General features: G+C 39.9%; 13 protein-coding genes. 9 read left to right on the plus strand and 4 right to left on the minus strand.

Going from position 1 to position 17,221, the window contains the following annotated elements:
* Complete coding sequence (locus B5X76_RS00680) at nucleotides 1-399, plus strand: hypothetical protein (protein ID WP_079640502.1); 399 nt, start codon at nucleotides 1-3, stop codon at nucleotides 397-399.
* A gap of 56 nt (nucleotides 400-455) precedes the next feature.
* On the opposite strand, the gene B5X76_RS00685 is transcribed toward B5X76_RS00680, so the two are convergent.
* From B5X76_RS00685 to B5X76_RS00695, 3 genes are read right to left on the minus strand one after another with little or no spacing between them, the layout of a single operon-like run.
* Nucleotides 456-1,844 carry a RagB/SusD family nutrient uptake outer membrane protein gene (locus B5X76_RS00685; protein ID WP_079640503.1) on the minus strand — a complete coding sequence of 463 codons (1,389 nt, stop codon included), beginning with the start codon at nucleotides 1,842-1,844 and terminating at the stop codon, nucleotides 456-458.
* A gap of 2 nt (nucleotides 1,845-1,846) precedes the next feature.
* The gene (locus B5X76_RS00690) at nucleotides 1,847-4,948 is read right to left on the minus strand and encodes a SusC/RagA family TonB-linked outer membrane protein (RefSeq protein WP_176140947.1); all 3,102 of its coding nucleotides are present in this window, start codon (nucleotides 4,946-4,948) and stop codon (nucleotides 1,847-1,849) included.
* A 43-nt stretch (nucleotides 4,949-4,991) separates the two neighbouring features.
* Nucleotides 4,992-5,738 (minus strand): TlpA family protein disulfide reductase, encoded by a 747-nt coding sequence (locus tag B5X76_RS00695; RefSeq protein WP_079640505.1) that lies wholly within the window; start codon nucleotides 5,736-5,738, stop codon nucleotides 4,992-4,994.
* An 880-nt stretch (nucleotides 5,739-6,618) separates the two neighbouring features.
* On the opposite strand from B5X76_RS00695, the gene B5X76_RS00700 reads away from it, so the two are divergent.
* The 3 genes from B5X76_RS00700 to B5X76_RS00710 are packed head-to-tail and all read left to right on the plus strand — an operon-like array spanning nucleotide 6,619 to nucleotide 7,940.
* Nucleotides 6,619-6,915: a hypothetical protein gene (locus tag B5X76_RS00700; RefSeq protein ID WP_079640506.1), complete on the plus strand. Its 297-nt coding sequence runs from the start codon at nucleotides 6,619-6,621 to the stop codon at nucleotides 6,913-6,915.
* A 32-nt stretch (nucleotides 6,916-6,947) separates the two neighbouring features.
* Nucleotides 6,948-7,535, plus strand: coding sequence for an ORF6N domain-containing protein (locus B5X76_RS00705; RefSeq protein ID WP_245800879.1), 588 nt, complete (start codon nucleotides 6,948-6,950; stop codon nucleotides 7,533-7,535).
* A 33-nt stretch (nucleotides 7,536-7,568) separates the two neighbouring features.
* Nucleotides 7,569-7,940 carry an ORF6N domain-containing protein gene (locus tag B5X76_RS00710; RefSeq protein WP_079640507.1) on the plus strand — a complete coding sequence of 124 codons (372 nt, stop codon included), beginning with the start codon at nucleotides 7,569-7,571 and terminating at the stop codon, nucleotides 7,938-7,940.
* Here the strand turns inward: B5X76_RS00710 and B5X76_RS22195 are convergent.
* Complete coding sequence (locus B5X76_RS22195; protein ID WP_245800880.1) at nucleotides 7,932-8,072, minus strand: SDR family oxidoreductase; 141 nt, start codon at nucleotides 8,070-8,072, stop codon at nucleotides 7,932-7,934. The two genes, B5X76_RS00710 and B5X76_RS22195, sit on opposite strands and share 9 nt — an antisense overlap.
* 94 nt (nucleotides 8,073-8,166) lie before the next feature.
* Here B5X76_RS22195 and B5X76_RS00720 point away from each other — a divergent pair, with 94 nt between their 5' ends.
* The 5 genes from B5X76_RS00720 (at nucleotide 8,167) to B5X76_RS00740 (ending at nucleotide 17,221) form a co-directional block, all read left to right on the plus strand.
* The gene (locus B5X76_RS00720; protein ID WP_079640509.1) at nucleotides 8,167-8,799 is read left to right on the plus strand and encodes an AI-2E family transporter; all 633 of its coding nucleotides are present in this window, start codon (nucleotides 8,167-8,169) and stop codon (nucleotides 8,797-8,799) included.
* Between the two features lie 264 nt (nucleotides 8,800-9,063).
* On the plus strand, nucleotides 9,064-10,815 hold the full coding sequence (locus B5X76_RS00725) for an LVIVD repeat-containing protein (protein ID WP_079640510.1): 1,752 nt from the start codon (nucleotides 9,064-9,066) through the stop codon (nucleotides 10,813-10,815).
* A gap of 886 nt (nucleotides 10,816-11,701) precedes the next feature.
* Nucleotides 11,702-12,304, plus strand: a complete 603-nt coding sequence (locus B5X76_RS00730) for an RNA polymerase sigma factor (protein WP_079640511.1) — start codon at nucleotides 11,702-11,704, stop codon at nucleotides 12,302-12,304.
* A gap of 113 nt (nucleotides 12,305-12,417) precedes the next feature.
* Nucleotides 12,418-13,563, plus strand: a complete 1,146-nt coding sequence (locus B5X76_RS00735; RefSeq protein ID WP_079640512.1) for a FecR family protein — start codon at nucleotides 12,418-12,420, stop codon at nucleotides 13,561-13,563.
* A gap of 130 nt (nucleotides 13,564-13,693) precedes the next feature.
* A complete protein-coding gene (locus tag B5X76_RS00740; protein ID WP_217699607.1) occupies nucleotides 13,694-17,221 on the plus strand; it encodes a SusC/RagA family TonB-linked outer membrane protein in 3,528 nt (1,175 codons plus the stop codon).

Raw genomic sequence — 17,221 nt, forward strand, 5'->3', positions numbered from 1 at the left:
ATGCTAAACAACATCAAAAAATTTGCAATGGCTTTGGGAGCCTTAACTATTGCATCAGGCACTTACCTTTCGGTTCGTGCGCATCAATCATCAGAAGAAAATATTACTGCAAAGGTAGTACTTGCTGATCAGGATTGGCATTTCAATGGAGCTTTAAATCCAGCAAATAACAATCCGCAGGATTCTTCACAGTATTCACTATTTGCAACAGAGTCTTGTGATAAAAATCCAGAGACAGTATGTATGCTAACTGCCCCGGCAGACCCTAGTAACTCAAGTATCCCCGACTTGAATCATGTCGTACCGGGCACAGGAGGTAAAACTGTTAAAATTTTAATATCCGAAGCGCTGACTTCTGGCACTAGAAATCAAGCCGTTAAAGAATTTCGAAGCGAATAGTAAAAGAGCTTTCCGAAGCGAATAATGGAAAATGCGGGCTAGGCCCGCATTTTCTCTTATCTTGGGTTTTGAGGCATCCCAGTAAATTCAATCACCTCCCTTGGAATAAGGTAAGTATACCGTTTATCACCAATACCCAACACGTGTTTGACCGTATCGCTTCCGACCACTTCCAGTCTTTCTATGTCCTTCGCATGTCGAGGTTCCTGATTCAATCTTCGCAGATCAGACCACCTCACCCCTCTTAATAACATCTCTTTACGTCGTTCTAAAAGGACGTAATCTAAAAGGTCTTCTTTGTTATCAAAAGTAGGCATCACAAAACCGGACTTATATCTTTTGACCAACAGCTTAGTCAACACCTCCACAGATTCCCTTATCTTTCCTGATCTCGCATAGCATTCAGCTAGTGTCAAATAGAGCTCAGGCACAGTCAGTCCGACAAAGGTGCTCTGTATATTGAACCCCGTATAACTACCTTTGAAAGAATAGCTATCATCGGTTCGCTTATTAAAGAACAGCTTCTTTCTATAGTCATTAACTTGATAACTACTATACAATCCGTTATCAATAGTTGCCCGAGATGGATTCAATGGGCTTAAGCCAACACTATTTGCATGATATATAATCTCCTCGTTAAGTATCTTAAATGGTAAAGTGGCATTGGAATCACAGGTCGCATAATCTATTAACACATCATAATCCTTTAAGGCGAGCTCAGCATTCTCCATGGCATCCTTATACCTTCCCATAATAAGATAGGTGCGGGATAGCGCAGCATAAGCTGCAGGTCTGGAAGGGCGCATTCTGCTGTCAATCTCAGCTGGTAGTAAAGCTATGGCATCTTTAAGACCTTTTATAATATGTTCATAGGTTTCCGTCACCGTACTTCTGCTTGCTTTTTCAGCCACATCGCTACTCATCTTTAAAGGGATGCCCGGTTCTTCATTTTCACCAGTTAAACGATAAGGCGGGGCAAATACCTGCGCGAGCAAAAGATAAGTATAACACTTAATAAATGAGGCGGATCCTTTAACCATATTATACTTGATTGGATTTTTTTCATCGATGCGATCTATATAATCCAACACCGTATTTCCTACAAAAACAGGGATATAGGGTCTTTTCCATTGCGTGTTCATTGTTAAAGTGGTGTATTCCGGAAATTTATTCCAAAAATATAGATCCTTCTCAAAGCTTTGTAAGCTATTCGCAACAGAGGGCAGTAGGTAATAATCGTCGGTACCAACCTCTAGTAAGCCAGGCCCCATTCCGGTATTAACACTACCATTATCATCCATCAAAGCCTGTAGGTCATCGTAGGTTTTTGGCAGCATTAATGACATCGTGCTCTTTTCATCCAAAAACTTATCACAACCATAGAAGACTGAAGAAAGTAATAGCATAGTGATGCTCCCTATTTTATATAATGCATATTTTGTCATGGCTAATTGAAATTAATTTTTAAACCTAGATTGTAAACCCTTTGAGGTGGCATACCTAAATAATCTGAGTCCCTGCCCTCTTTGTTCGCTGTCCATAGCAAGCCCAGATTATTTACAGATGTACTGAGGCTAATTTTTTTCCAGGTATAAGATATGCGCAGATCCTGCATACGGATCAGATCCCCTTTTCTGGTATTTGCATCGGAGTATAAGTAAAACTGGTCTCTTTCTGCTGATGCCGGATATTGGAGCGATGGAACTGATGTTTGCAGCTCGTCTCCTGGCTTTTGCCAGCGGTCGTAATAATCGGCGTGACCAGAACGACCATAATACAGCGAGTTGTAGGCGATAGAAGAAGTCTGGTAATAATACCCCATTTTGTAGGAAATAGAAAAATACAAGGACCAGTTTTTCCAGTTAAGCGTACTTCTGAAAAAACCATATGATGTGGGCAATCCTGATCCACGAAAATTTATATTCCCGATAGAATCCTTCAAAATGGACTTATAATCCTTCGATTGTTGTTTGTTAAACAAACCAATTGGGTCGCCATTTGCTGGATCGAGGCCCTCGAAAGCATATGAGAACATTGGATAAAGCGGCTTTCCGACTATAGGATCAAAATTAGTACCTTTATTGGTCGTGTACCAACTGGCGTCATGGGCTACACCATCATACTTTGTTACTTTATTCGTCGCATAGGAATAACCAAAGCCAGACTGAATGTTTACATTCCCAACGCTGAACCTCGTATTCAGCTCCATATCCAGTCCTCTCCCCCTAACTTCACCGATATTACGGCTTACTGTTGAAAATCCAGAAGTAGGGTCTATCCGCTCGTCTGAGATCAGATCGGTAGAAACTTTATTATACCATTCTACAGATCCGGAAAGGCGACTTTTCCAAAATCCAAAATCCAGCCCGTAATTCATCATCTGTACATCTTCCCATCTTAAATTTGGATTGGCAGGCTGTGTTACCATAGCATATGGAAAATTGGTATACATGGCATTACCCAGATATTGCATAATAGGGTCAGCGATATTTCCACTTCCCGCATTGCCACTATGACCAAGTGTATACCGAAGTTTTAAATTATCAACCCATGAGCTCTGGGCTAAAAAGGATTCCTTTGATAGCACCCATGCTATTCCTGTTGACCATAGCGGCTTCCATCTGGCATTGGTCTTTACGCCAAATAGATTCGAACCATCCCGTCGCATAGAGCCATTTAGGATGTACTTTTGCTTATAGTGATAAGATCCATTGAAAAATAAGGACACAAAGCGCGTCACACCACCTTCGTCACCAACATAATCCGGTATATAAGCTTGTCCACCTAAATTTCCAGATAATGCGTACGGTTTTAGGTAATCCACCTGTGTACTCAACAAGAGATCTTCGTTATACCCATACAAACGATAAGCGTTTGAAAAATTAGACCGATGGCTTAGCTCCGCACCTAACAAGGTAGAAATACCATGAGAACCATAGCTTCGATCAAAATTTAACTGTCCCCTCAAATTATGCGCCCATACATCCGTATAACTCCGATCCAAAATAGCACCTAGCGGTACGGGGTACGTAAGTTTTCCATTTTTATCCACCTGCGTAAAACTGTTTATTAAATCCCGCACCATGTATGCCTCTTGGGTACGCATATTTTGCAGAATCCCATCTGTATTATCAAATCGGTATACCAACTGCGTAGATAATCCCGGCAAGGGTTCGTAACGTAACCTTAAGGTACTATTCAATTGATTTCTACTGCTTTTATTCTTGGTCGCCCTCAGCTCATCATAGGGTCTATATCTCCAATCTAAAAATTGACCATTTCCTACAGTATCTAGAAAGGCAGGATTGTAACGGTAAGGCACTGCCTGAGCCAGTCCATCTTTTTTAATCAGATCCGTATAGGGGTATACATTCTGAAGCGTAGTGCTTCCACCTGTATTAGCATTGGCATAGGTATAACCGATATCTACCGCTATACTCAGATTATTTAAAGGCCGAAATGTACTGTTGTGCAACAGCGACATCCTACTGGAACTATTGGTAACAACCTGATCCTTGGAACGGTCGTAACCTATCCCGGTACTGTGGCTACGCTTTACGCCCGGGCTTTCCATGCGCACATGGTATTGCTGATCCTTTGCATTCCGATAGAAATAATCCTGATAATCGTCCCGATAATCATTTTTACCTAGTTCGCTTAGCGCGATATTCAACTCTTCTTGTGTAATTATTGATTTTGAGTGCTGGACCAATAAATCGACTACAGGTGACAGTATGGTACGTCTATTTCCCGAATCCTTAATCGAACTATCATAAAATCCCTTTTCGTAAAGCATTTTTTCGATCTCGATAAAGTCCTGAGGTGATATAGTCGGTTCATAAAACAAATTCGGTTTATCCTTTACCCTAAAATTGGTCGTGGCTGAAATCTTCGCTTTCCCTGCTAAAGCCGCTGCTTTTTTCGTGGTAACGACGATAACCCCATTCCCCGCTCTGGAGCCCCATATCGAAGCCGCGGTAGCATCCTTGAGGAGTGTAACCGACTCCACATCTTCAGGGTTAATATCCGACATCGAACCCGCGAACGGAAAATTATCAACAACAATCAAAGGTCCCATAAGTCCTTCTGTTAAGGTATTAATGCCTCGGATATTGATTTTTGCACCGCCCGTACGATTATCAAACTGTAATCCAGGAGCTACAGCATCCAGACGATCCATGAGGTTAATTGACGGGCGAGCGTCCAATTGCTCTCGGGAAATAACCGAAAACGAACCTGCGGAGCGCTCTTTATTGATGGACTGATAGCCATTATTGATCACCACCTCCTCTATCTCCGTGTACTTGCTAGGCAGCTCTATGATGATACCAGTAGCAAGATTGGCGGCATTAAAGCCAAGCGTTTGGTCCTGATACCCCATCTTACGAATAGTAATGAATCCTGATGACTCGGACACCCTTATTTCAAAACGACCTAAAGAGTCTGTTCTCGTGCTGTTCTGAAGATAGTTCACCGTGGCGTGATCAATTCCCATTCCCTTTTTGTCTATTACCTTACCAGACAACTTAACCTGGGCTGTGCCTATCATAGATAAGCATAATAGCAGCATTGTTATAACTAGCCTATTCATACTACCAGTATATACCTTTACTACGTCTCACCATTTTCTGAATTTGATCTAACGTCACAAAATCAAAACCAGTAATCGCCCGAACCCTGTCGGTATGATCTATCCAGATGTAACGCGGGATAGCTTGATGCGGAAACATTCCCTTCAAATATGTATCAAACACGATAGACTGTCCGATATCACCTACAAAATGACTCGAATCTGAAATAACCTTCCCGATTTTCTTTAGATCATCATTTTTTAAATCACTATTGACAAGAACTACATCAATCTGGTTATGGACAGCTTTTCGAAAGTCATGGATTTTTTTAAAATTTTGGATACAGGTACCGCACCAAGTGGCCCAGAAATCAAGAATGAATGGTTTGCCACGAAGATGCTCTAAGGTCATCCTTAGCGTATCGCCATTCTTATAAACTACATGTTCCTTGGTCCAGAATTCTGGCGGAACCTTATCTCCCACCCTGACGGGTATGACATTATTTAGGCCATTGGCCTCCTGCCCGAAAGCAGGAAGAGCCAAAAGGCCACTAAACAACACACAGAATATTATTAAAAGTGCTTTATGCCATAAGCTATAAGCAGAATGCCTTACTTCCCTCCCGTCTTTGCGAGCGAAGCGAAGCAATCTATTACTATTATTTTGTTTTATCGGGCGTCTTAAAAGGTCTCTGTCACTCTGTAACTTCGTTACTTTGTCACTCTGGCCAACGGCCATACCTCTTCCACCCCTAAAAAAATATCTCATTTTTTGGTTCAATTATGCAACAGTTTTCACCATTGCAGATTCAAAAATCTAGTGTGATTTCTGAATGGATTTAATTGGTTATTCTTGGTTTATAATCGGTTTTTATACCATCCATTCACGAAATAAATAAAAGTACCGACCTCCAGATTATCGCAATACGATAAAATTAAAACACACAATATTTGCTTGTATTTAAAATCTAGGCTATCTTTAAGGTGCGAATTTAAATAGATAGTAACCGATTTCTAACCTGTGCAAACAATAGTGTTTTCATATTTGGGGGTCGGCTTACAGAAAAGGGCTTTGACGTATTTTTTAAACCGTCATTGCGAGAATGTTTTGTACGTAGTAAAAACGACGTGGCAATCTTCCCCCCTCTGTCTGTAATATCTTGTTAAGTTTTACTCCGGCGATGCCGGTACGTTCTTTAAATGTAAAAGTTGGGAGTACCATGACGACCGATTGGATATTGGTGTTGAATGGTGTTTGTTGGTTTTCTGTTTCGTTCTCATAATATTAAAGTTTATGAAACGAAAGGCACTCACGGATACTTGGAAAAGCCAAAGGAGCGAACTTCCAAGCTTTGCACGTGGCGCCGTCAAGAGCCCCTAAGACCGTAATCTTAGTTCCACAAAGTCTGACAGGAAGTCCGCTCCATTGAAGAGTATGTAAAGATACAAAAAGCAATGGAAAGCGAACCCCTTGTCGACCTACGTGGAAAATTGACGGCTTTCGTGCGTAAGTGACAATCGTAAAGATTGAGGGTTAAACCTCTATCCTTTTAGTCGCTATTTAATTAACTATTACAAAGATAAGAAACAATATTGAATTGTCCACTATAACGGACAATATTTTTTAAAGTAAACCAATTTGTAAAAAAATGGAAAAAGTTAAAGACGAAGAACAAGAACAATTCCAACGTGATTTATTAGATTTCATTAATATTCAATTTATTTCACCAATTAGTATTAAAGGAAAGCGCCCCACTATACGGCAGTATGTAGAGATTATGAATATTCGCCGAACAACTATTAACAAATTAACAACGAGTAATGGATATGATGTACCAATATCAACAATTCGTAAAGTTTGTAAATATGCTAAAATATCTATAGCAGAGTTCTTTACCATGTTTGAAGCTTATCTAAAAGAAAAAGAATCTGTGATAGAGAAGTAAAAAACCAAGACCAATTATAACCACGGGGAATTATGAGTAAGAACAACCATTCAGAAATAAAAAACTTGCATCCGGAAGATGTTCTGATGAGCAGAATTTATCTTTTCAGAGATCAAAAAGTGATGTTAGATAGGGATTTAGCCGAGCTTTATGGAGTAGAAACTAAAGCATTAAACCAAGCTGTAAAAAGAAATATTGCTAGATTTCCTCCAGACTTTATGTTTGAACTAACACAGGAAGAGTATAGTTCTTTAAGGTCACAAACTGTGACCTTAAAGAAAAAAGGAGGTCATAGCAAGTACTTAGCCAACGTATTTACTGAACAAGGTGTAGCCATGCTATCGAGTGTACTAAAAAGTCCACAGGCTATACAAGTTAATATACAAATCATGCGAGTATTTACTAAACTGCGCCAATTCCTTACAGATAACTCAAGGATACAGTATGAACTAACAGAGATGCGACTCGCCATAGAAAAGCTTTCAAAAAAGCAAAATGGCCACGACCAGAATATCGAATTGCTATTTGAGTATATTGACCGACTGCAGGATAAGGAGGAAAAAACGGTGACAAATCCAAACTCTAAAGGTGAGATAGGATTTAAGGTTGGAATAAAATAGTACCCAACAACCAATTATAACCAAGGGGAAATTATGAGTAAACTTAACACCAATGCAATAGTAATAACAGACGAAACCCTTGTCAACAAAATATATGAGTTCAGAGGCCAAAAAGTGATGCTCGATAGCGATCTTGCTGAATTATACGGTGTGGAAACTAAACGTCTAAATGAGCAAGTTCGCAGAAATTCCACTCGTTTTCCGGAGGATTTTATGTTCACCCTCAATAAAGATGAAGTAGAAATCTTGAAGTCGCATATTGCGACCTCAAGTTGGGGAGGTCGCAGAAATGCTCCCAATATGTATACTGAATACGGAGTACCCTCCGCTAGCGCCACAATGCTTGTGGTGTCTCGTAAATCTCGAAGTAAAATCATTGAATCGATTTTAAACTTATTACATTAATGTCTGTCCACCATCAACAACAAATTCGCTTCCTGTAATGTAACTACTCTTATCATTAACTAAGAATAGAACAGCATTTGCAATGTCTTTTGGAGATCCTTTGTAACCTAAAGCTACTGTTGCTTCAGCCATTGCATCAAGATTAATTGCGGCCGCTGTTTTTAAGTTAAAACAATAAACTGTCTGATAATAGGCCATAGAAATTTGAAAAAAATTGAACAAAAATATGACTAATTCACTTTTTAAAGGGACACAGATCATTCTGTTCACTGTTCTGGCTATAACAATTTTATACTTTGGAAAAGAGGTATTGGCACCGCTCGCGATGGCCGGAATTTTAGCGATGTTGTTTTTAGGCCCTTCTACTTTTTTTGAAAATAAAGGAATGCCTCGATGGGTCAGTGCTTTGATAGCTATTGCGTGTCTATTGATAATTTGTTCCGGAATTATATTCTTATTGAATTGGCAATTACAAAGCTTTGCCGCACAGTTGGAAGATATGAAGAAAAACATGGGCGATATGGTTTCTAAATTACAGTCCTGGATAGAAAGCAGAGTGGGAATTGACGAAGCGCGCCAAAAAGCGATCGTGGAAGAGCAGATGAAAAACGGTGCTGAAGGAGGTAGCACGTCAATAATTCCTGCGTTGTTTGGAATGCTAGTAGACTTTATATTGGTCTTGGTATATATTTATTTGCTTCTGATCTATCGTTCCCGAATAAAGGCATTTTTGCTTAAAAGGCGACTCCCCCCTGTTACTGCGTCCAATATTCGGAGGCCCAGAGCTAAGTATTTAAGAATATTCAGCGCCTTTTCCAGCAGTTTTATCGAAGTCGATCGCAAGATCTGCACCGCTTGACTTATTGATTTGATGATTATATCGACCACCTGCAGGAGAAGGAAGAAAAAACAGGACCAAACCCGGATTCAAAGGGTAAAATCGGATTTAAGATTGCCAGTGATGTTTTTACTCATTATATTAGGTTCTTGAAGACGCCTATATCTCCTATAATAACAGCTATTGCAATATAAAAAAACTCGTATCTTGCACACAGTAAAAAACTACAGAAGTGACACACGCCGACAGGCGTAGCCCGCTCTATACATCTATACTTTAATTGCTATGAAAAAGTTACACATCCTTCTCTTTTTGGCTTTAGGGTCGCTGGTCTCCTGTGACAAGAACAATACGGATCTAGACGACGCCCCGGTAGTCATCCAAAACGACATTGCACAGCTAAGCACACGTCTAGGCTATGACAATTCAGGCCTGCTCCAACTGTCCAATCTAATGGCATCAGCGAGATTTAAATCCACCACAGGTGCTACAGTGGCCGCTATCGAAAATCCTGATTTTTCTCTTGCTCTGGTCGCACAAATTGCTCCACCGGATTATGAAGGCAACAAGTTAAGAGCCACCCATGTCGCTGTATCCGACAACTATGCTTACGTGAGTTACAATACCGAAGGCGACAAGTATTTAGGAGGAGTCGACGTCATTGACATTTCGGACATCAATACCCCCCGCTTGGTTGTAAATGCCAAGCTCCCCAACATCGACATCAGTTCATTGGCTATAGATGGAGATAACCTATTGCTTGCAGGCGCCGCAGATGAAGGTGTTCTTGACAATATCAGTTCGCCGGCGGTGTTAATTGTACTCCCTTTACAAAATGGACTTCCAACTACAGCCTACCGTTACACAGCACTCCCCAGTTACGTAGCCACTGATGTTGCCTTTAATAACGAAAGCCAATATGTCGTATCGGGCAACTCAGGTGCTATAGCCCGCTTGAGCAAAACGTCAGGGAAGATTGAGAACACCAGCAGTATCCCAGATCTCTTAGCGGTAAAAACTTATAAGAACCAAGTGTTTGCCCTATCAGGTAGCCAGGGAATCAAAGTGATGAACAATAACCTGAGTCTTGTCAAAACTATTGAGACTGTCCTCAACCCAACTTCATCTAAACGTACTATAGATTTTTATAATGACTTTCTTTTGATTGCAGAAGGAAGCCAAGGCTTAGGCATATATAATACAAATACGGGAGCGGTGCAAAATCGTATCGCCATTCCAGTTTCCGCAGAGGATAACGACACCGATCAGGAGGATATTGTTACCAACGCTGTAACCACCAATGCGGCACGTGTTTTCGTTGCCAACGGTGGAGTAGGTATTGCTGTCTATCAATTTGATAAGCAGAATAATTTCATCTATTTGGGAAGTTCAAGTTTTAACAGTATTGACAATAGTTCAAGTAATTTTGTGATCAGCAGAGATAATTATGTTTTTGTGGCTACTGGTAAAGGCGGCCTGAAAATCCTTAAACTGATAGAATTAAAGCCTGCTCTTCCAACCTGTAATGGTACATACCCCGCTTACAGCGGTGGTACGCAATGGGATCTCAATATCAATGAAGCGGCAAACTACGCAGACACCAAAACCTTCAACTCCAATGTAAATATCAATAGAAATTTCACCTGGTGTGGTACATTCAATGTCAACGGCAGTTATGTTAACCTAAATAGCGGTACCTTTAATATGTACGGAACGATGGCTTTAAAACAAAATATAAATGTTAATGCAGCTATGAATCTTATTGGTTCTGGCACTATCGGAGGCACATTTACTGTAAATGGAGGTGCTACATTAAGCGTAAAAGGTACGCTTTATCAAGGGTCATCGGGCTCTAGAACGACATCGACCATTAACGGAAAACTTATTATAGACGGCGAAGTAGTTGTGTATGGCAACCTTACGATCAATGGTGGAGGTAGGGTTGAATTTGCCAATGCTAATTCCAAGCTTATCGTATACGGTAACCTGACAAACTGGGGAACGGTGGCCAGAGGAAGTATATCTCAAATTAAATAAAAAATCTATAAGCACACTAACTATAAACAAATCCGTAGTAGGCCGATCTTAATATCGACCTACTACGGATATCAATTTCTGCCGATCTATTTTAGGACAAGATCTTTTAGAAGAAGGTGGCGGAATCAGCCCTGGTTTTATATTATATGATGCAGTTGAAAACTCTTTTTATGGCTACAAGGGTAAAAGCGGTAAGGAAGCAGACCAAGACCCTTAAAAAACCATCGTAATAAGAAATCTACTAACTTCAAAATCTGTTTCAAGGATGAGCTCTTCTAGCTATCAATATATTGACCATAAGAATCAAGGCTGGAGACTGGTTGAAGATATGTAGGCAGGAATTGAAGCGCACAAAAGTCGAGCAAAATTCAAACGTGTGGCCATGCTTCACTACTTGCATTGTATTGATAAAAAAATACAAGCAGCTATCATATAGCCTAATTATAGATAAGCGATGGTTCTACATTTGTCTTGAAGAAAAACTGAAAATCTATCTAAACTCTTGTTGTAGTTCGAGCTTGAAAAATTTGTTCGTGGTATTCTTTGGATAGACTAGGTTCAACAGACCTCGCAATTTAGGCGCTGAATTCATTGTTTAAGGTTTAGTAGATGATGAATATGGGGCATGCAACTATTGATCGGGTGCTATTGGCCGGAAGATTTGCTGAACAATAGGTGATGAAGCATTGTTTATTTTTAAAGTAAATTGTAAATTAGCTAACTAAAAGTCATCAGTTATTATTATTTCAACTTTTGACTACTTCAGTGACCGATTTACCACGCCTTAGAAGTAAAGCGATAATATATTATAAAATCTATAAACCGTTATCCGTTTCTAAGGTTATGAGAGAATGCATATCTGAATCTAAATTTCATTTTTAAGATTATGTTAGAAAATAAATTAGGCTGCAACGAGAAGATGCTAATTAAAAAAATGCAAAATGGTGACCCATTGGCGTTTGAAAAGCTATACTTTAAATATTCGTCATATATTACCTCACATTTACTTTTCCTTTTAAAATCATCTGAATGGGCCCAAGAAGTGCTACAAGACACATTTATGACTGTATGGGAGCAACGCTGCAACATCGATATTGAAAAGTCCTTTAAGTCATATCTTCTTAAGATAGCTACAAATAAAACCTATAAACTTTTTAGAAAAGCAGCATACGATCATGCATATCGGACCCAAATGCTGGATCTACTGGAAAAAGGGCACTCGCCTATCGAATCCTATATTTATACGAAGGAAAATGAACTTTTAGTTCAGAATTTATTAAATAAAATGCCCGATCGGCAGCGAGAAGTATTTATTCTGTTTAAACTAGAAGGCTATTCTTACAAAGAAATCAGCAAACGAATTGGTATATCCCAAAGCACAGTCAATACGCACATAAATCGATCAAATCAATTTATAAAAAGCCAACTTCTCGCTAATTCTGAATATTTTCCGCTCATCCTATTTTTCTTCTTCCATCTTCCGAATTAAAATTAAACATCTATAAAACAGCATTATACAAATAATTTATTTTTTTTGTCATTAATTTCCTCTCGTTATGGATAGTAATGTAAACCGAAAAAAATAAGCTAATATACATCGCTGTGAATAGACAAAACCAAGATATAGATAAATTATTCAAAAAGTATCTAAAAGGCACTTGTAAAGCCTCTGAACTTGATGAATTGTTGGATCATTTTAAAATAAGTGACAAGCGACAATTGTCCATTTATATCAGAAATCAACTTGAATCTACTGTTTCAGCGCAAATAGATCAGAATAAAGTCAGTTCTATAACCGCATCTGCCCATATCAATCTGATGCGTGAAATAAAAACAAACCAAGTATACCGACCTGTAAAATTATGGCGATGGGTTGCTGTTGCTGTCATGGCTTTATTTGCTATCGGCACTACTATTTACAAATATAACTTATCACTAAACGAAGATATTGTCCTTACTTCCCAATTTGGCAATGATGTATTACCTGGCGGAAACCGTGCACACATTACTTTTTCAAACGGTGAAAAGCTAAATCTGGATACGACGCAAACCGGATTAATTTATAAAAACGGAAAATATTCGTACGCAAATGGCGAGGAACTAAAAGTTTCAAGAGCAGACTACGCAACGGTAAGTACACCTGCAGGAGGAATGTATCAGCTTACCCTACCTGACGGTTCGAAGGCTTGGTTAAATAGCCTATCTTCTATCAAGTACCCTAGTATTTTTGCCGCGGACAAAAGATCCATAGAGGTATCTGGTGAGGTATACCTAGAAATTGCGGCAGATAAAAGCAAACCATTTGTGGTACATACAAGAAAACAGCGAATTGAGGTCTTAGGTACTGCCTTTAACATTCGAGAGTATGAGCGGCGAACTGTTACGACATTAACGCATGGGAAAATCAAACTAGCAGACGTCGATAATCAACACAGCCTAGTACTTACTACAGGGGAACAAGCTATTTTATCGGGCGGTGAAGTATCAAAAACAACCGTTGAGGCTTCTGATTATGCAGCATGGAAAGATGGCATCATTTTACAACGAAACGCCAGCTTAGTTGAAACCTGTATAGAACTCGAGCGCTGGTATGATGTAAAGTTCAAATTTGCTGCCAACTATAATAATTACGGAAGGGCATTTCACAGTATAAACAGGAATGAAATGCTTTCATCGGTCCTGCTAGCTCTTAAGCATACGTACAAGGTTAATTTTGAAATAAAAGGAAAGGAGGTTTTAGTCAAGTAAATACAAGTATTACAAGCCGACTGTACTAGATAAAAAAAGCCGCACTATGCTAGCAACATAGTCACGGCAGTGGTCAGTTGATAAATAAATGTTTCTCACACATTATTAATAACTAACGATAACAAAAATAATGATTACAACCATAAATACCAATGGTGTGCTCACTTATTGGAACAAAGTTCCGAAGAGACACCTAAAAATAGCAAAGAAAAATCTTGTTATTATGAATCTATTAACATTATATCTACTTGGGTTTTGTTTATGTAGCTTTGGCAGCGTGAGCGCGCAGAAAGTAAGTCTTAACATGCATAAGGCAACTTTCCAAGATGTTGCGCTTGCCGTACAGAAACAAACAGGATTTTCATTTTCAATAAGTAACCGTTATCTGAGCATGGCTAAACCTATTAGCATTCGTATGGAAAAAGCTGATATGGATAAAGTCCTCATCGAATTGTTCAAAAACCAGCCTTTCACTTATTTGATCAGCGGAAAAATCATATCCATTGTAGATCAGCCAAAAGGTGTCCTTAGGAATACCGACAAAGAGACGGAGATACAACAAGAGCGTATTCAGGGGAGAGTGACAGACAACGAAGGAAAGCCTTTATCGGGTGTAACGGTAGCAATGAGAGGAACAGACAACGCAACCAGCACCAATAATAACGGCGAATATTCGATTAATAGGACTCCAGGATCTGCAGTAATAGTCTTTTCGATCATCGGATTTACGACAAAAGAAGTTACAATAGGCAGGCTATCACGAATAAATGCCACGCTTGATGCTGATGTAAGTGATCTTGACGAAGTAGTTGTAGTAGGATATGGTACGACCAAAAAAGCAAACCTTACGGGTGCAGTATCTACGGTAACTTCAGAAACAATTGAAGGACGCTCGCTGACCAATTTGGGACAGGGCTTGCAGGGGGCTATTCCGAATCTTAATATAAACACGGGCGACGGTCGTCCGGGATCTGCCTCATCATTCAATATCCGTGGCTACAACTCACTTAATGGAGGAGCTCCTTTGGTGTTGGTAGACGGTGTACAGATAGATCCAAACCAAATTAACCCAGACGATGTAGCCAGTGTAACTGTTTTGAAGGATGCTTCCTCAGCTGCGATATACGGCGGAAGAGCAGCATATGGTGTTATCTTAATCACCACGAAGAGCGGAAAGTTTGATGCTCCCACGCAGGTTTCTTATTCGTTTAACCAGTCCTTCGCAAGACCTACAGTTCTACCCGAATTGGTCAATTCGCTAGACTACGTCACGATGTATCGTGAAGCAGATCAGACGGGCAGATTAACGGGCGGCCCTACAGGGTCCGATGTATTCACCGACCTGGATGTAGAAAAAATAAAAAACTACATGAATAATCCTACTCTGGAAAATGCCGTATACATCGATCCAAACGATCCATCTCGATATAAATATGTTGGAAATACGAATTGGATCAAGGAAATGTTTCCCGACTGGAGACCGATGAGTCAACATGACCTTTCACTATCCGGAGGTAGTAGTAAAATATCCTATTATTCGTCACTGGGTGCTTTTACACAAAAAGGTCTCTTTAAAGCAGCAAACCAGAAGTTCGAACGATACAATGCCAATGTAGGTGTAAATGTAAAAACTACGGATTGGCTCGAAATATCGGGTAAAATGCGTTTTAACAGAAAGGAAGACGACAAACCAGGTGCAACCTCTAGGTTTGAAATTCTGGGTGACCGTGTTTCTGACGACTTACGTCCTATCATGCCTGTTTATCATCCTGACGGACACTATTCGGGTCAGGGGAGTTTTACGAATCCATTTGCCCTTATCGAATATAACGGCAGAAACGGATTCAAATCTGACGACATCTGGCTGACAGGCGGATTTACCTTAAAACCGATAAAAAACTTCAAGGTAGTCGGTGATTTAACCTGGAACTCGTATCACTTCAATAGAAAGTCAAATACCAAATCTTTTTATGAATATGGTGCAGTCCCTGTGGGGGGAGATATCACAGATCCTACACAAGCAACACGTTTAGGGCTTTACCCACATAATAATCCGGCCTATGTGCAAGAACAAAATTCGCATGATACCTATTCGGCCATCAACGTGTACGCACAATACGAGAACACCTTTGGTAAACATTATCTGAAAGTAATGGGCGGTTATAATCAAGAATATAAAAAGAATGAGTCTTTTAACCTGCAAGTTAAAAATTTATTAAATCAGGAATATCCATTTATCAACCTAAACAACGATGAAAAGCCGATCGTCGGATCCCGTATTCGTGATTGGGCCCTTATCGGACAATTTTTCCGTATAAACTATACATTTGATAACAAGTACCTAGTGGAAATTAATGGACGCTATGACGGTTCATCACGCTTCGCTGCCAGCGATAGGTATGTTTTTAGCCCATCTGTATCTGCTGGATGGCGATTATCAGAGGAGTCTTTTATGACATTTGTCAAACCATTATTCGACGACATCAAGATTCGAGGCTCCTATGGAAAATTGCCCAATCAATTGTTTAACGAAAATGATCAAGATAGCTATTATCCCTATATCGCTACGATGCCATATGGAACATCAGGATATATCTTTGGCGCCTCGCAGCAAAATTATATTACAGCACCTGGACTTGTCAGCTCTAATTTCTCCTGGGAAAAAGTATCTACCAGAAACTTTGGCGTAGATTTCACCTTCCTTAATCGTCGACTTACAGGTGCGTTTGATGTGTACCGTCGTGATACCAAAGACATGATTGTGCGTGGGGCAGCACTTCCCGCAATATTGGGTACAGGGGCCCCCAACCGTAATGCAGCCGACCTAAAAACCAATGGATGGGAGCTAGAATTGGGTTGGAAAGATCAACTAGTGAACGGACTTCGCTACTTTGTAAATTTCAATATGAGCGACAATAGAGCTGAAATCACTAAATACGATCTCAACCCTACCGGAAGCCTCAGTGATCATTATGTTGGAAAGAAGATTGGAGAGATATGGGGATATACTTCAAATGGATTATATGCTACAGATACCGAGGCCGCTTTAACCGACAAGAGCCGTATCTGGGGCGGAAAATGGCTGGCTGGAGATGTACGCTATGTAGATACAAATAACGATGGTGCTATCAACAACGGACTAAACACCTTAGATAGTCCTGGCGACCTGAGTATAATAGGAAATAATGAGTCAAGGTATAACTATGGACTTCGCTTTGGTGGTGAGTACAAAAACTTTGACCTGACTGTTTTTTTGCAGGGAGTTGCCAAACGAGATCTAATGCTGGGGGGCACCTATTTTTGGGGCTTTACCAATGAGTGGGCTGTTCCGACCACAGCGTCACTTGATTATTGGAAAGAAGATAATCCAGATGCTTATTTTCCGAGACAACGCTTTGAAGGTGGCGGTAATTTCCAGACGCAGACACAGTATTTACAAGATGCTTCCTATCTACGGGTCAAACAGCTTACTTTAGGCTATACATTGCCAATTAGCCTTCTAGAACGAGCTAAACTTTCAAAAGTACGCTTTTATCTTACTTCGGAGAATCCATTCGTATGGACTAACATATTTGAAAGCTACGATCCTGAAAAATCCGATCGTACAGCGTATCCAATTCAAAAAACATTTGCCTTTGGTCTACAACTTAAATTTTAA

Origin of the sequence: Sphingobacterium nematocida (assembly GCF_900168125.1) — a bacterium.
Taxonomy (GTDB): Bacteria; Bacteroidota; Bacteroidia; order Sphingobacteriales; family Sphingobacteriaceae; genus Sphingobacterium; species Sphingobacterium nematocida.

Excerpts from the sequence above, each read along its gene's own strand:
- B5X76_RS00730 (WP_079640511.1), top strand. The coding sequence starts at position 11,702 with ATGTTAGAAAATAAATTAGGCTGCAACGAGAAGATGCTAATTAAAAAA.
- B5X76_RS00685 (WP_079640503.1), bottom strand. The coding sequence starts at position 1,844 with ATGACAAAATATGCATTATATAAAATAGGGAGCATCACTATGCTATTA.
- B5X76_RS00680 (WP_079640502.1), top strand. The coding sequence starts at position 1 with ATGCTAAACAACATCAAAAAATTTGCAATGGCTTTGGGAGCCTTAACT.
- B5X76_RS22195 (WP_245800880.1), bottom strand. The coding sequence starts at position 8,072 with ATGGCTGAAGCAACAGTAGCTTTAGGTTACAAAGGATCTCCAAAAGAC.
- B5X76_RS00725 (WP_079640510.1), top strand. The coding sequence starts at position 9,064 with ATGAAAAAGTTACACATCCTTCTCTTTTTGGCTTTAGGGTCGCTGGTC.
- B5X76_RS00690 (WP_176140947.1), bottom strand. The coding sequence starts at position 4,948 with ATGATAGGCACAGCCCAGGTTAAGTTGTCTGGTAAGGTAATAGACAAA.
- B5X76_RS00710 (WP_079640507.1), top strand. The coding sequence starts at position 7,569 with ATGAGTAAACTTAACACCAATGCAATAGTAATAACAGACGAAACCCTT.
- B5X76_RS00740 (WP_217699607.1), top strand. The coding sequence starts at position 13,694 with ATGATTACAACCATAAATACCAATGGTGTGCTCACTTATTGGAACAAA.
- B5X76_RS00720 (WP_079640509.1), top strand. The coding sequence starts at position 8,167 with ATGACTAATTCACTTTTTAAAGGGACACAGATCATTCTGTTCACTGTT.
- B5X76_RS00700 (WP_079640506.1), top strand. The coding sequence starts at position 6,619 with ATGGAAAAAGTTAAAGACGAAGAACAAGAACAATTCCAACGTGATTTA.
- B5X76_RS00705 (WP_245800879.1), top strand. The coding sequence starts at position 6,948 with ATGAGTAAGAACAACCATTCAGAAATAAAAAACTTGCATCCGGAAGAT.
- B5X76_RS00695 (WP_079640505.1), bottom strand. The coding sequence starts at position 5,738 with ATGAGATATTTTTTTAGGGGTGGAAGAGGTATGGCCGTTGGCCAGAGT.